The organism is Gordonia prachuapensis (genome assembly GCF_036350515.1).
GTDB lineage: Bacteria > Actinomycetota > Actinomycetes > Mycobacteriales > Mycobacteriaceae > Gordonia > Gordonia prachuapensis.
This window is the reverse complement of sequence record NZ_JAZDUE010000003.1, coordinates 123936-137947: the sequence shown is the minus strand read 5'-3', so window position 1 is coordinate 137947 and position 14012 is coordinate 123936. Positions and strand designations below refer to the sequence as shown.

The following is a 14012-nucleotide window of genomic DNA, read 5'->3' as shown; positions in this document are numbered from 1 at the left end:
AGCTGACGTCTGTCATCAGCTGACGCCGATCACCCGCCGACGGGCGGAACGATCTCACCAGAACCAGAACGGGGTGGTCGTCGTGGTCGTGATGGGCGGCGGCGACTGACCGGGCGGCGGGACCGACGACGAGGTCGGGGTCGGAGTCGTCGTCGGCACCGGGGCCGGCTCCTCCGGCGGCGTCGTCGAGGGCTCGCCCGTCGGGGTGTCCGGTCCCGACGTGGCCGGCGGCGGATTGCCCGGGGTGGGCACGGTCACGGTCACCGAATTGCTCGGGTCGCCCTGTCGGCGTAGGTCGTTGGGTGGGGCCGTGGGACCGGACGTCTCCCCGGGCGCCGAGGTCACTCCCGGCGCCCCGGCAGATGCCGACGACGACGCGGACTTCGCGGAATCGGTGTCCGCCTTGAGCCGCTTCATCCACTCGTTCATACGATCGCGGGTCTCGACATCGCGGAGCGGCCCCATCTGCTTCTCGGCCTTCGCGATCAGTTCGGCCGCCTCGTCGGCGTCACCGGCGGCCATGGCCGCCTCCGCCCGCTCCAGGTCGGACTGGACGTCCATCGCGGCCTGGGTCTCGCTGGCCGCCTCGGCGAACACCACCTTCTTGACGCCCCACAGGGGGTCACCGGGGGATGAACCCTCGGCCAGGACGGTGAGTCCGGCGCAGGCGATCACGACGACTGCGGCCACACCGGAGGCCACCCGCAGATGACGTACGACGCCGCGCCCGCGTTCGGCACGCTCGCCGGCCGCGATCGCGGACTCGACCTCGTCCACCGTCGGCAGCACCGGCAGCGGCTCGGCCATCACGTCATGTCGCCACCCGGACAACAGTTCCGCCAACTGGTACTCGGCGTCGTCGCGGGTCGCCACGGGCCGGTCGTGCGAGAGTGCCTCGATGAACTGGTCGTCGAGGTGTACCGACGTCATGTCGATCGGTTCGTTCATCTCCGCACCCCCCTTCTGCCCGGGGTCGGCAGGTTCACGCTCGTCGTTCATCGACCTCACCTGCCTTCCTCAGTTCGTTCTTCAACTTCGCCAGAGCCCGGTGTTGGGCCACCCGGACCGCCCCCGGCGTGCTGTCTATGGCGTCGGCCGTCTCCTCGGCCGAAAGCCCGACCACCAGCCGCAGGACGAGCACCTCCCGCTGCTTTTCCGGCAGTATCCCCAGGAGTGCCCGCATGCGGCGACTGGCGTCGGAGTTGAGGGCCATCTGCTCGGGTCCACCGGTGAACGACACCGCCTCCGGCAGCGTCTCCACCGGGTCGGACTTGACCCGACCGGCGACCCGCATGGCGTCGGCGACCTTGTGTGCGGCGATGCCGTACACAAAGGCCATGAACGGCCTGCCCTGGTCCTGGTACCTGGGCAGTGCTGTCATCACCGCCATCAACGCCTCCTGCGCGATATCGTCGGCGGAGAACAGATGGCGTTCTCCGACTCCAATTCGCCCTCGGCAGTAGCGCAGGATCGGGTCCTGCACACTTTCGAGAACTGACGTGAGCGCGGCACGATCGCCCTGCCCTGCGGCGCGGACGGCCTCGTCCAGCTCAACACCCGTCAGTTTCATCGTCAGCTGAGATCCCCGTGTTACATGTGTGGTGGTGTTGCTTGGCGCTCTCGTACCCACGTCACCTTAGCGATTGCCTCGCCCGGTCGGGTCACCCACCGCCGGTCGCGTCGCCGACGAAAGGCACCCCGTGCCGGACGAGTTGCGCACGTGCGTCCGACAGTCCGGCCCCGACCTCCGCGTCCGCCGGGTCGAGACCGTGCCGGAGGGCCAGCGCCGCCCACTCCAGCGGCAGGAGCCCTTCCGCCCGGGCACGTTCGGTCACCTCGGCGGCGCGCTCCACCGCGGTGCGGACATCTCCGGCAGACGCGGCGGCAGCTGCAGATATGAGCATTGTCTTGACCACGTGACGGACGGGGGTGTCGGCGGCTCGGCACAGTGCCACCGCGGCGTCGGCATGGGTCGCGGCGCCCGGCCCGTCACCGGCGTACATCGCGAGCTCCGCCGTCACCCACTCGATCCGGAGCCGCGGACGCCGCCCCGCCATCCACCCGGGGTCATCGTCGTCTGCGAGCTCGCGCGCGCGACCCAGCAGACGCCGTGTGGCTCCGAGGTGTAGCTGGCCGAGGTGGTCGGCGGCCAGGCCGACGAGCCCGTCGAGGATCGCTGCACGATGCTCGGCCGTCGGCCCCGGGCGTGCGCACCCGACCACCGCGAGGGCATGGCCGTCGACACCTGCGGCCTCGACATGACGACCCGCCTGACGCAGCAGTGAGGCGCGGGTGGACAGTGCCAGCGACTCGAGAGCGGTGTCGCCGGCCGGCCGCGCGGAACGGACGACGGACTCCAGAATGGCGAAGGCAGCCGCGGTGTGACCCATACCTCCCTCCTCGACCGCATCCCGCCACCCCTGGTACCCGAAGGAGCATTCGCCCATTTCACACCCTGTTTTTCGACATTCCGCAATTCTCGAAAATCGACTGTAACCTGTTCCAGTTAGCATGAATTTAACCTACGGTCACAAACATTAATCCGGACCAGAGGTCACACATGAATAAGCACTGAGTTTCGTGGATGTTACTTGCACGCCCTCTCGTCACCTTGCTGTCACGCACCCGATGGGACCGCGAAATCCGCCGTGCGCCAAGTAAATGCGCAGTTCAACCGGGGTGCGATGCACCGAAGGGAGGGGCGGATGTCCCATACCGAGTCGATGTGCTACTCCCCACCGGGCAGTCAACGCAGCGTTAACATTTCTGGAAGTTTCACCATCGTTGACCCTTGATTTGGCGGGATTGACTGCATTTCTCCTGCTTGCCTACTGTGTGCTTGCGCCGCTGAAAACGAGTGCCACCCACGCAGACAAGGAGTCGCTGTCATGCCTCAGCCGAATCATCTCCCTGGTCCGAATGCCGATATCTGGGACTGGCAAATGCAGGGCCTGTGCCGCGGCGTGGATTCGTCCATGTTCTTCCACCCGGACGGCGAACGAGGGCGCGCCCGGGCACAGCGCGAACGTCGCGCGAAGGAGATGTGCCATCAGTGCCCGGTCATCGCACAGTGCCGCGAGCACGCACTGGCGGTCGCCGAACCGTACGGCATCTGGGGCGGCCTCTCCGAGTCGGAGCGCAGCATGCTGATGAAGCGTGGCGTCGGACGCCGCATCGCCAGCTAGCGTCGTCACTCGCCGAGCTCTCCGAAGCCGGTCTCTGAACGCCAATGGGGGCATCGATCCGATGGATCGATGCCCCCATTGGCGTTCTCGGGCCCGGCCCTTCGTGACGCTCGGCCAGCGCCTCGCCCCTCAGAGGCAGGGTGCGGGCCGGCCTCGCTCCTCAGGGACCGGGCGGCAGCTCAGTGCGCGTGCCCGTGACCGTGATCGTCGGCGCCCTCCTCGGGGCGGTCGGTGATGGCGGTCTCGGTGGTGAGCACCATGCGCGCCACCGAGGCGGCGTTCAGAACCGCGGAGCGGGTCACCTTGACGGGGTCGATGATCCCGTCGGCGAGCAGGTCGCCGTATTCGAGGGTCGCGGCGTTGAAACCGTGGCCCGGCTCGAAGTCGGCCACCCGGCTCACCACGACCGAGCCGTCGACGCCCGCGTTGGACGCGATCCAGAACAGCGGGGCACGGGCGGCGTCGCGCACGACACGGACGCCGAGTGCCTCGTCGTCGGGCAGACCGGCGGCCAGCTCGTCGAGCACCTTTGTCGCCTGCACGATCGCAGTACCACCGCCGGCGATGATTCCCTCCTCGACGGCTGCCTTCGCCGCGGCCACCGCGTCCTCGACACGATGCTTGCGCTCCTTGAGCGCGGTCTCGGTGGCGGCACCCACACGGATCACCGCGACACCGCCGGCCAGCTTCGCCAGCCGCTCGGCGAGCTTCTCACGATCCCAATCGGAGTCGCTCTGCTCGATCTCGCGGCGGAGCTGTTCGGCGCGCTTGGCGATGTCGTCGGAGGTCCCGGCACCCTCGACCAGCGTCGTGGTGTCCTTGGTGACGACGACGCGGCGGACCGTGCCGAGCAGGTCGAGGCCCGCCTCGGACAGGCTGAGGCCGATGTCCGAGGAGATCACCGTGCCGCCGGTGACGACGGCCAGATCCTCCAGGAACGCCTTGCGGCGGTCACCGAAGAACGGCGCCTTCACGGCGACGGCCTTGATCGTCTTGCGGATGGAGTTGACCACCAGCGTCGACAGTGGCTCGCCTTCGACGTCCTCGGCGATGATCAGCAACGACTTGCCCTCGCCCGCGACCTTCTCCAGCAGCGGCAGGAAATCGGGCAGTGAGCTGATCTTGTCGCGGTAGAGCAGCACCAGAGCGTCTTCGAGGACCGCTTCCTGGCTGTCGGGATCGGTCACGAAGTACGGGGACAGGTAGCCCTTGTCGAACTGCACGCCCTCGGTGACGTCGAGGTCGGTGGACAGGCCGGACCCCTCCTCGACGGTGACGACACCGTCGGCACCGACGCGGGACATGGCCTTGGCGACCATCTCGCCGACCTCTTCGTCGCGCGAGGAGACGGTGGCGACCTGTGCGATGGCCTTCTCGCCGTCGACGGGGGTCGCCGCCCGCAGCAGTTCTGCGTCGATCGCGTCGGCAGCCTTGCCGATGCCGGCACCGAGCGCGATGGGGTTGACGCCGGCGGCCACGTTGCGCAGGCCGGCCGACACCATTGCCTGGGCCAGCACGGTCGCTGTGGTGGTGCCGTCTCCGGCAACGTCGTTGGTCTTGGTGGCGACGGACTTGACGAGCTGGGCGCCGAGGTTCTCGAAGGGGTCCTCGAGGTCGACGTCGCGAGCGATGGTGACGCCGTCGTTGGTGACATTCGGTCCGCCGAAGGCCTTGGCCAGCACGACATGACGGCCGCGCGGCCCCAGGGTGACCTTGACCGTGTCGGCCAGCTGGTTGATGCCGCGCTCGAGGGCGCGGCGCGCTACATCGTCGAATTCAATCTGTTTGGGCATGATCTCTTTCTCGGTCCGGAGTTCGGGAGAAATGGCACCGCCCCGGCGCCCGACGAGGGCACCGGGGCGGCAGACACACGGAAGAGTTCGTGGGTCTTACTTGCCGATGACGGCCAGCACGTCGCGTGCCGACAGGATCAGGTACTCCTCACCGGCGTACTTGATCTCGGTGCCGCCGTACTTGCTGTAGATGACGGTGTCACCTTCCTTGACGTCGACGGGGACGCGGTTGCCCTGCTCGGTGACCCGGCCCTCGCCGACGGCGATGACGGTGCCCTCCTGGGGCTTCTCCTTGGCGGTGTCCGGGATGACCAGACCGGACGCGGTGGTCGTCTCTGCCTCCACGGCCTGCACCAGGATCTTGTCCTCAAGCGGCTTGATGTTCACGCTCGCCACGATGTGGTTCCTCAACTTTCGTACTGAGTTGTTGAACGATGAATCGAATTGCACGTTCATTGGCCCTGGGCCGAAACCCCGCCGTCGCGGGTGTACGAGGCTTCATCACAGTGCCACTAGCACTCTATACACGAGAGTGCCAGCACTCAAGGGCGGAGGCTGCGAAATTCTCCGACAGCGGAGCCGGCCTCGCTCACAGCTGGCTGACCTGCACCGACATCCCGGGGTCGGTGGCGACGGTCAGTGGTGACGGCTCGGCGCCACCACCGATCACATGGGCACCGAGGGTCGCGATCATCACGCCGTTGTCGGTGCACAGGCGCGGCCTGGGCACCCGCAGGGTGACCCCCGCGTCGGCGCAGCGCTCCTGCGCCATCGACCGGATACGGGAATTGGCGGTCGCCCCGCCGCCGAGCACCAGCGTGTCGACACCGAGATCGGTACACGCACGGATGGCCTTCATGGTGAGCACGTCGGCAACGGCTTCCTGGAACGAGGCGGCGACATCCGGGACCGACACCGCGGTACCGGACCGCTCACATTTCTCGACGTGCCGGGCGACGGCGGTCTTGAGTCCGCTGAACGAGAAGTCGTATCGGGCGTCGCGCGGGCCGGTCATACCGCGCGGGAACGCGATGGCGCCCGGATCTCCGGCGGCCGCGGCCCGATCCAGGGCGGGGCCACCCGGGAAGCCGAGGTCGAGCAGACGGGCGACCTTGTCGAAGGCCTCGCCCGCGGCGTCGTCCACGGTGGTGCCGAGTTCGGTGATGGGCCGTGCCAGGTCGGTGACGTGGAGGAGATGGGTGTGTCCCCCGGACACGAGCAGGGCGACACATTCGGGCATCGGCCCGTGCTCGAGCGTGTCCACCGCGACATGTCCGCCGAGATGATTCATCGCGAACAGCGGCACGTCCCACGCGAGCGCGTAGGCCTTCGCCGCCGCCACACCGACCAGCAGTGCGCCGGCGAGGCCGGGTCCGATGGTGACCGCGATGGCGTCCGGGCGGTCGATGTCGGCGGCTGCCCGCGCGCGTTGCATGGTCGGCACGATCGCCTCGAGGTGTGCGCGCGAGGCGATCTCGGGGACCACGCCCCCGAACCGGGCATGCTCGTCGACGCTGGAGGCGACCTCGTCGGCCAGCAGTGTGGCGGTGCCCCGGCCACCGTCGCCGATGCCGTCGGGCTCCCACCGGACGATGCCCACTCCGGTCTCGTCGCACGAACTCTCGATTCCCATCACGATCATGGGGCACTCCCGGGTGACTGCGTCGACGCGGCGGCGGGACGGATCATGGTGTACGCGTCTGCGCCGGACGGTTGATAGTAGTTGCGGCGGACTCCGGATCGGACGAAGCCGTTGCGCTCGTACAGTTCGATCGCCGTGTCGTTGTCGGTGCGGACCTCGAGATACACCGGGGCGCCGCAGTCGTCGGCGACCGCCAGCAGCGCGGCCAGCAACGCGCGCCCGTATCCCCGGCCGCGATGGGTCGGGGCGACGGCGATGGTGTGTATCTCGCACTCGAGGTCGCCCGGCGATCCCAGCGTGGAGATGCCCGCATAGCCGACGACCGGCCCACCAGGGGCCTCTCGGGCCGCGAAGTACCGGTTGTACGGCGCATTGAGTTCGGCGCGGAACGCCGCGACCGGCCAGGGTGAGTCGTCGGCGAACATGACGATCTCCAGCGCGGCACAGCGGGGGATGTCGGCATGGCCGAGATCGTCGACGATCAGTTCGGAGGTCGTCACCGGCTCACCTCCGCCGGTTGCGCAGGTCGCCGCGGCGCACGTTCGACCGCGTCGGGTCGACGCAGGTACAGCGGGATCAACGGTTCCGGCTGCGCACCACTTCGGAGGTCGCCGGCGGCCACGGAGGCGAGTCCGGCCACCGTCGGCACTTCGGCCGAACCGATCGGTCGTCCGAACAGGCCGGTGTGCGCGGGCGAACCGACGACGACGTCGATCGGGGCGCCGGCCAGTTCGGCGACCACATCCGCCGGCGCGCCCACTGCCGGGCCGGTTGTCCGTCGCCCCTGTTCGTAGGTGGCCCAGTAGATCTCGCGGCGACGTGCATCGGTCACGACCAGCATCGACGTGGGGTCGGTTGCCGACTGCTCGTGGGCGGCGATGGCGTCCGCCGAGCAGACGCCGTACACGGGCAGCCCGAGGGCGTCACCGAAAGCCGCGCCGGTCGCCATCCCGACGCGCAGACCGGTGAACGGCCCGGGGCCGCATCCGACGATCACCGCGCCGAGGTCGTCGCGGCGGACGCCGGCCTGCTCGAGAGCTTCGCCGATGAGGCTGGTGAGGACCTCGGCGTGGCGGCGGCCGTCGGAGACGGCGCGGTCGGCCAGGACCTCGGGGGCACCGTCGGCGGGCAGTCGTGCGACACCGGCGACCACCGCGTCGGTGGACGTGTCGATCGCCAGGACGTACATCAGCGTTCCACCCATTCCCACTCGGCGTCACGGACCTCGGACTCCGGCGCCCGGGTGAGGCGGACACGCAGGTGGCGCTCGGCCAGGCGTTCGGCCACCCCTTCGCCCCACTCGACCACGACGACGGAGTCGGCCAGGTCGGTGTCGAGGTCGAGGGCGTCGAGTTCGTCGAGACCCCCCAGACGGTAGGCGTCGACGTGGATCATGCCGGGCCGTCCCGGCTGTGCCGCGCGGTGCTCGCGGGCGATGATGAACGTGGGTGACGACACCCGGCCGACGACCCCGAGGCCGGCCGCGATCCCGCGGGTCATCGCGGTCTTCCCCGCCCCCAGTGGGCCGTCGAGGATCACCAGGTCACCGGCCTGCAGTTGGGTGGCCAGCTCCCGACCGAGCGCCTCGGTGTCGCCCACGTCCGGCAGCGTCCGGGCACCGGCCGTCGCCGGCTGGGTGGAATCCTCCTTCGGCTGGGTCGAATCGGCGTTCGGTTGGGTCGAATCGCTCACCGCGCCACCAACTTCCGCCACCACCGCCGGTGGGGTTGCGGGGCCGCCGCCCGCGCCCGGACCACCAGGTCGGCGATCGCCGCGGTGACCTCCTCGGGACGTTCCATCGGGACCATGTGGCCCGCTCCGTCCACCACGACCAGGCGGGAGTCGGCGCCGAGTTCGGCGTACATCCGCACCGACCTCGGCAACGGCGTCAGACGATCCTGATTGCCGCACACGACGACCGACGGCACTTGAGCGATGATCGGCAGCGCGGTCGTCTCGTCGTGGTCCTCGAGGGTGTGCAGGAAGTCCACCAGCGTCTCGATCGGCGTGTTCTGGATCATCTTCTCCACGGCCCGCCCGGCGTTGGGACTGTAGAAGTCGGCACCGAAACTCGCTGCGACAAGGACCGGTTCGAGCGCCTGTCGGGTGATTCCGCGCCCCGCGCGGACCACCGCCGGGATGCGCCGCACCGAGAGCCGGAACGCATCGACGAGCGGATTGTGCAGGCCCTCACCGAGTCCGGCCTCGGTGATCCCCCGCGCCGCGGTCCCGACCAGCGCGACGCCGGTCACGCGACCGTCCGGCCCGAAGAGGGCCGGGTCACGGCGGGCCAGCCCCATCACGGCCATGCCACCCATCGAATGCCCCACCAACACAACCGGACCGGTGGGTGCGACCGCGCGGATCACCGCAGCGGTGTCGTCGGCGAGCTGACTGATGGTGCAGGTATCCGACGGTGCCGGGTCGCTGCGACCATGGCCGCGGTGATCGAAGAACACCATCCGGATGGACCGGTCCGCCCACAGCTGCTCGAGCGCATACCGCTGGAAATGCCAACTCGCCATGCGCAGGCTGAAACCGTGCACGAACACGACGGTCAGGTCGGGTTCGACCCCCTCGTCCGTACCCGCGGGCCCGGTGCGGACGCAGCGCACGGCCAGCGATGCACCGTCGTCGGCGGTCACCAGGGTCGCCGGGTCGTCGTAGATCGTCGTGAAATCCACTCCGGCAAAGGGATCGGCCGGGCGGGAGCTGCGGCGCCGGGCGGCGTTGCGGGCGACGCCGCTCGCGGCCACCGCACCGAGCGCGCCGACACCGGTGACCCCGGCGAGCCAACCGAATCGTTCCGATCTGCTCACCGTTCACCACCCACATAGCGTCGGACGGCGCGAGCTCCGATACCGGACACGATCTCGTAATCGATGGTGCCGATGGTATCTGCCCAGTCCTTGGCGGTCGGGCCGCCGGAACGCCCGGTGCCGAAGAGTTCGGCGGTGTCGCCTTCGGTGACCCCTGCACCGTCGGGACCGAGGTCGATCACCAACTGGTCCATGCAGATTCGCCCGACACCCGGGAACAGACGGCCGTCGATCGCGACGCTGAACCGACCCGACAACAGCCTCGGCACACCGTCGGCGTACCCCGCGGGCAGTATCGCGATCGTCGTGTCGGCGGGCGCCACGAATGTGTGACCATACGAAACTCCCTGTCCGGCCGCCAGTTTCTTGACCAGCGCCACCTGGGCGGTCAGGGTCATCGCCGGAGTCAGCCCGAAGTCGCCACGCTCGGGGACCGGCGTGCGCCCGTACAGCGCGATCCCGGGCCGGACGAGGTCGCGGGCGAGGTCGGGGCGGGTCAGCGCCGCAGGCGAATTGGCGATGTGGACGACCTCCGGCCCGGCGCCCAGCCGACGCAGGTCGGCTGCGGCCTCGTCGAGGCGTGCGGCCTGCTCGGAGTTGAGTGGATGCTCGGGTTCGTCGCCGCGGGCGAGGTGGCACATGATGGCGCGCACCGTCACGGCACCGTCGGCACGGGCCTTGGCCAGTGACTCGGCGAAGTCCGACCACTCGTCGGGCGCCACCCCGCTCCGATTGAGGCCGGTGTCGACCTTCACGGTCACCGTCGCGGTGCGCGATCGACGTCTCGCCGCGGCGACCACGGCGTCGAGTTGGCGGAGGGAGGACAGCGCGATGTCGATGTCGTGGGAGATGGCGGCGTCGAAATCGGCGCCGGGCGTGTGCAGCCACGCGGTGAGGTGTGCGTCGATCCCGCCGCGCCGCAGGGTGAGCGCCTCGGTGATGTGGGCGACGCCGAGTTCGGCCGCACCCGCGGCCAGCGCAGCCCGAGCCACCGGCAGCGCACCGTGCCCGTAGCCATCCGCCTTCACCACCGCGAGCACGTCGGCGCCCGACGCAGTGCGCAGGACGTCGACGTTGTGGGCGATGGCATCGAGATCGATGGTCGCGGTGAGGGCTGCAGGAGTCATCGCGACCATTGTCCCAGACCGACGCGACTACATTTCACCAGCGCGTTCGTCGAAGTGTCGGTGGCCTCGATCACGATCATCGGGCACGTGTCGCGGATGTCGGGTGGCCGCGCCGCAACGCGCGGATGGCCGGGCGGACGGCCGCCAAGAGGTCGGACGCGCCGATCGGGGCGTCGCGGGCGGCCAGTTCGGCCGCGTGCGCGTGGACCCGAGCCGCCGCTGCCCCGGCCCGCGCCGACGTGAGGCCGGCGGCCAGCAGTGACCCGGCGATCCCGGACAGCACGTCCCCCGCACCCGCCGTCGCGGCCCACGACGAGCCCGCGTCGTTGCCCAGCACCGCACCGTCGGGATCGGCGACCAGGGTGATCCGGCCCTTGAGCAGGACGCTCACCCCCCATCGCCGCGCCAGGTCCCGGACCGCGGCGAGCCGGTCCGGTCCGAGTTCATCGCCGGTCAGCCGGGCGAACTCGCCGGCATGCGGGGTCAGCAGGGTCGGCGCACGCCGGTCGACGAGCTCGGGGTGGCGCGCGACCAGGGTGAGTCCGTCGGCGTCGACGAGGACGGGCAGGTCGGTGGACAGGATGTCCCGGAGCAGCCCGAGTGCATCGTCGTCGGTGCCGATCCCGGGTCCGACCGCCCAGGCCTGCACTCGGCCGGCGTCGTCGATCGATCGGGTGGCGACGACTTCCGGGAAATGCGCGACGACCTCGTCGGCGGCCGTCCCGACGTAGCGGGTCATTCCCGAGGTGGCCGACACCGCGGCACCGGTGGCCAGGATCGCGGCCCCCGGATACCGGGCCGAACCGGCGATCACGCCGACGACTCCCTGGCTGTATTTGTCGTCGGCCGGTCCGGGCACCGGCCACAGGGCGGCGACCTCGTGGTCGGTCAGCGACGACAGGGTGTCGCCGTCCGTCCCGGTCGGGTCGATCCCGATGTCCACCGTGACGGTGCGCCCGCATTGCGTCGCGGCCAACAGGTGGGCATTGCGCGGGGCCCCGAACGTGACGGTGACCGTGGCGCGCACCGCCGGGTCGTGCACCTGCCCGGTGTCGGCGTCGACACCGGACGGGATGTCGACGGCGACGACGATCGGGCCGCCGTCCGCGGGGCCGGTGAGCTGTCCGAAGACCTCGGCCGCGGCGGGCCGCAACGGTCCGTGGCCGCCGATACCGACCACGCCGTCGATCACCACGTCGAGGCCGCCCGCGAGCGTCTCGACGATCCGGCCACCGGTCCGACGGAAGGCGGCGAGACCTTCGCGGTGTGCACGGTCGGGTGCGAGCAGTAGTGCGGTGCAGGCGACGCCACGACGGGACAGCGCGGCGCCCGCATACAACGCGTCGCCGCCGTTGTCGCCCGCCCCGACGACGATGCCCACCTGCCGCCCGTAACAGCCGCCTGTGCGGCGCAGTTCGTCGATCACGACCTGCGCCACACCATGGGAGGCGCGGCGCATCAACGTGCCGTCGGCGAGAAGGTCGCCGGCGGCGTGCTCGGCGTCACGGACCGCGTCGGCGGTGAGGTAGCGGATCGGCATCGAGTCGCGTTCCTCCCAGTTCCGACTACTCGACGGTGACCGACTTGGCCAGGTTCCGCGGCTTGTCGACGTCGTAACCGCGGGCTTGCGCCACGGTCGCGGCGAAGACCTGCAGCGGCACCGTCGACACCAGCGGCTGCAGCAGGGTCGGGGTCTTGGGGATCGGGATGAAATGGTCGGCGACCGACGCCGCGGACGTGTCGTCGTGCTCCGCGATCACAATGGTCCGCGCACCGCGGGCCTGGATCTCCCGGATGTTGCTGACCATCTTGGAGTGCAGCAGTGCCCGGCCGTCGGCCGACGGCATCACGATGATCACCGGCAGCCCGTCCTCGATCAGCGCGATCGGTCCGTGCTTGAGCTCGCCGGCGGCGAAACCCTCGGCGTGCATGTACGCCAGTTCCTTGAGCTTGAGGGCTCCTTCGAGGGCGACCGGGTAGCCGACGTGGCGGCCGATGAACAGCACCGTGTTGTGGTCGGCGATCGAGCGGGCGAGTTGCTGGACAGGTTCCATCGTCGTGAGGACCTCGGTCACCGCGTCGGCCATGGCCTCCATCGCCGCGAACTCCCGCGACACCTCGTCGGCGTACTTGGTCCCGCGTGCCTGCGCGAGGGCGAGGCCCACCAGGTAGGCGGCGACGATCTGCGCCAGGAAGCACTTGGTGGATGCGACACCGATCTCCGGGCCGGCGTGGGTGTAGAGAACCGCGTCCGACTCGCGGGGGATCTGGGCGCCGTTGGTGTTGCAGATCGCCAGCACGCGGGCCTTCTGGTCCTTGGCATGCCGGACGGCTTCGAGAGTGTCGGCGGTCTCACCGGACTGCGAGATCGCCACCACCAGGGTGGAGCGGTCCAGAACGGGGTCGCGATACCGGAACTCGCTGGCCAACTCCACCTCGACCGGGAGGCGGGTCCAGTGCTCGATGGCGTACTTGGCCAACAGTCCGGCGTGATAGGCGGTACCGCAGGCGACGACGAACACCTTGTCGACATCGCGCAGGTCGTCGTCGGTGAGCCGCTGCTCGTCGAGGATGATGCGGCCGCCCTCGAGATGCCCGAGCAGGGTGTCGGCGAGGGCCGCGGGCTGCTCGGCGATCTCCTTGAGCATGAAGAAGTCGTAGCCGCTCTTCTCCGCGGCGGCGAGATCCCAGTCGATGTGGAAGGGCTTGCCGGCCCGCGGGTCGCCGTCGAAGTCGGTGATGCGGTAGTCGTCGGCGGTGATCACCACGACCTCGTCCTGACCGAGTTCGACTGCGTCACGGGTGTGTTCGATGAAGGCGGTGACGTCGGAACTGACGAACATCTCCCCGTCGCCGACACCGACGACCAGCGGCGTCGACCGCCGGGCCGCGACGATGGTGTCGGGGTGATCGGAGTGGGTGAACACCAGTGTGAATGCGCCCTCGAGTCGACGGAGCGCAGCGTAGGCACTGGACACGAAATCGCCCGCGGTGGGGCCGGCGGCGTAGAAGCTCTCCACAAGGTGCACGGCTGTCTCGGTGTCGGTCTCCGACGAGAACTCGATGCCGTCGGCCTCCAGCTCACCGCGCAGCGCGGCGTAGTTCTCGATGATCCCGTTGTGCACCACCGCGAGGCGCCGGTCGGTGCTCACATGCGGGTGGGCGTTGCGATCCGTCGGTTTTCCGTGCGTCGCCCATCGCGTGTGCCCCATCCCGGTGGTGCCGCTGAGGTTCTCGGGGCCGACGGTCGCGATCTGCTTGTCCAGATTCTCCAGTCGCCCGGCCTTCTTCTCGACCGCGGTGCCGCCCGCGCCGTCGAGGATCGCGACCCCGGCCGAGTCGTATCCGCGGTATTCCATCCGTCGCAGCGCCTCGACCACGATGTCGAGCGCGTCCCGCCGACCGACGTATCCGACGATTCCACACATAGTCAGTCAGCGTACCTG

The 14012-nt window shown here is 69.6% G+C and carries 14 protein-coding genes; 1 reads left to right on the top strand and 13 read right to left on the bottom strand.

Annotated elements, in window-relative coordinates:
- Nucleotides 1-54 precede the first annotated feature (54 nt).
- The 3 genes from V1Y59_RS04770 to V1Y59_RS04760 form a co-directional block, all read right to left on the bottom strand.
- Nucleotides 55-999: an anti-sigma-D factor RsdA gene (locus tag V1Y59_RS04770; protein WP_330503695.1), complete on the bottom strand. Its 945-nt coding sequence runs from the start codon at nt 997-999 to the stop codon at nt 55-57.
- Complete coding sequence (shbA, locus tag V1Y59_RS04765; RefSeq protein ID WP_330503694.1) at nt 983-1570, bottom strand: RNA polymerase sigma factor ShbA; 588 nt, start codon at nt 1568-1570, stop codon at nt 983-985. Before shbA ends, V1Y59_RS04770 begins: the two co-directional genes overlap by 17 nt.
- Nucleotides 1571-1661: 91 nt before the next feature.
- Nucleotides 1662-2390, bottom strand: a complete 729-nt coding sequence (locus tag V1Y59_RS04760; protein ID WP_330503693.1) for a hypothetical protein — start codon at nt 2388-2390, stop codon at nt 1662-1664.
- Nucleotides 2391-2888: 498 nt separating this feature from the next.
- On the opposite strand from V1Y59_RS04760, the gene V1Y59_RS04755 reads away from it, so the two are divergent.
- A complete protein-coding gene (locus tag V1Y59_RS04755; protein WP_129911804.1) occupies nt 2889-3185 on the top strand; it encodes a WhiB family transcriptional regulator in 297 nt (98 codons plus the stop codon).
- A gap of 179 nt (nt 3186-3364) precedes the next feature.
- Here V1Y59_RS04755 and groL read toward each other — a convergent pair whose 3' ends face one another.
- The 10 genes from groL to glmS all read right to left on the bottom strand — a co-directional run bounded on the left by groL (nt 3365) and on the right by glmS (nt 13994).
- On the bottom strand, nt 3365-4978 hold the full coding sequence (groL, locus tag V1Y59_RS04750; RefSeq protein WP_330503692.1) for a chaperonin GroEL: 1614 nt from the start codon (nt 4976-4978) through the stop codon (nt 3365-3367).
- A gap of 96 nt (nt 4979-5074) precedes the next feature.
- The gene (gene groES / locus V1Y59_RS04745) at nt 5075-5374 is read right to left on the bottom strand and encodes a co-chaperone GroES (protein ID WP_006334733.1); all 300 of its coding nucleotides are present in this window, start codon (nt 5372-5374) and stop codon (nt 5075-5077) included.
- Nucleotides 5375-5567: 193 nt separating this feature from the next.
- Nucleotides 5568-6620 carry a tRNA (adenosine(37)-N6)-threonylcarbamoyltransferase complex transferase subunit TsaD gene (tsaD, locus tag V1Y59_RS04740; RefSeq protein ID WP_330503691.1) on the bottom strand — a complete coding sequence of 351 codons (1053 nt, stop codon included), beginning with the start codon at nt 6618-6620 and terminating at the stop codon, nt 5568-5570.
- Nucleotides 6617-7120 carry a ribosomal protein S18-alanine N-acetyltransferase gene (rimI, locus tag V1Y59_RS04735; RefSeq protein ID WP_330503690.1) on the bottom strand — a complete coding sequence of 168 codons (504 nt, stop codon included), beginning with the start codon at nt 7118-7120 and terminating at the stop codon, nt 6617-6619. The genes tsaD and rimI overlap by 4 nt, the downstream gene beginning before the upstream one ends.
- A complete protein-coding gene (gene tsaB / locus V1Y59_RS04730) occupies nt 7117-7824 on the bottom strand; it encodes a tRNA (adenosine(37)-N6)-threonylcarbamoyltransferase complex dimerization subunit type 1 TsaB (protein WP_330503689.1) in 708 nt (235 codons plus the stop codon). The genes rimI and tsaB overlap by 4 nt, the downstream gene beginning before the upstream one ends.
- Nucleotides 7809-8228, bottom strand: coding sequence for a tRNA (adenosine(37)-N6)-threonylcarbamoyltransferase complex ATPase subunit type 1 TsaE (tsaE, locus tag V1Y59_RS04725; RefSeq protein WP_330503862.1), 420 nt, complete (start codon nt 8226-8228; stop codon nt 7809-7811). The genes tsaB and tsaE overlap by 16 nt, the downstream gene beginning before the upstream one ends.
- An 80-nt stretch (nt 8229-8308) precedes the next feature.
- Nucleotides 8309-9439, bottom strand: a complete 1131-nt coding sequence (locus tag V1Y59_RS04720; protein ID WP_330503688.1) for an alpha/beta fold hydrolase — start codon at nt 9437-9439, stop codon at nt 8309-8311.
- Nucleotides 9436-10566: an alanine racemase gene (gene alr / locus V1Y59_RS04715; protein WP_330503687.1), complete on the bottom strand. Its 1131-nt coding sequence runs from the start codon at nt 10564-10566 to the stop codon at nt 9436-9438. The genes V1Y59_RS04720 and alr overlap by 4 nt, the downstream gene beginning before the upstream one ends.
- A gap of 76 nt (nt 10567-10642) precedes the next feature.
- A complete protein-coding gene (locus tag V1Y59_RS04710) occupies nt 10643-12106 on the bottom strand; it encodes an NAD(P)H-hydrate dehydratase (protein WP_330503686.1) in 1464 nt (487 codons plus the stop codon).
- Nucleotides 12107-12131: 25 nt separating this feature from the next.
- Nucleotides 12132-13994: a glutamine--fructose-6-phosphate transaminase (isomerizing) gene (gene glmS / locus V1Y59_RS04705; protein ID WP_330503685.1), complete on the bottom strand. Its 1863-nt coding sequence runs from the start codon at nt 13992-13994 to the stop codon at nt 12132-12134.
- Between the last annotated feature and the right edge of the window lie 18 nt (nt 13995-14012).

Coding starts and splice junctions, on each gene's coding strand:
- alr (WP_330503687.1), bottom strand. CDS start 10,566: ATGACTCCTGCAGCCCTCACCGCGACCATCGATCTCGATGCCATCGCC.
- glmS (WP_330503685.1), bottom strand. CDS start 13,994: ATGTGTGGAATCGTCGGATACGTCGGTCGGCGGGACGCGCTCGACATC.
- tsaD (WP_330503691.1), bottom strand. CDS start 6,620: ATGATCGTGATGGGAATCGAGAGTTCGTGCGACGAGACCGGAGTGGGC.
- V1Y59_RS04760 (WP_330503693.1), bottom strand. CDS start 2,390: ATGGGTCACACCGCGGCTGCCTTCGCCATTCTGGAGTCCGTCGTCCGT.
- V1Y59_RS04755 (WP_129911804.1), top strand. CDS start 2,889: ATGCCTCAGCCGAATCATCTCCCTGGTCCGAATGCCGATATCTGGGAC.
- tsaB (WP_330503689.1), bottom strand. CDS start 7,824: ATGGGTGGAACGCTGATGTACGTCCTGGCGATCGACACGTCCACCGAC.
- groL (WP_330503692.1), bottom strand. CDS start 4,978: ATGCCCAAACAGATTGAATTCGACGATGTAGCGCGCCGCGCCCTCGAG.
- shbA (WP_330503694.1), bottom strand. CDS start 1,570: ATGAAACTGACGGGTGTTGAGCTGGACGAGGCCGTCCGCGCCGCAGGG.
- V1Y59_RS04710 (WP_330503686.1), bottom strand. CDS start 12,106: ATGCCGATCCGCTACCTCACCGCCGACGCGGTCCGTGACGCCGAGCAC.
- V1Y59_RS04770 (WP_330503695.1), bottom strand. CDS start 999: ATGAACGACGAGCGTGAACCTGCCGACCCCGGGCAGAAGGGGGGTGCG.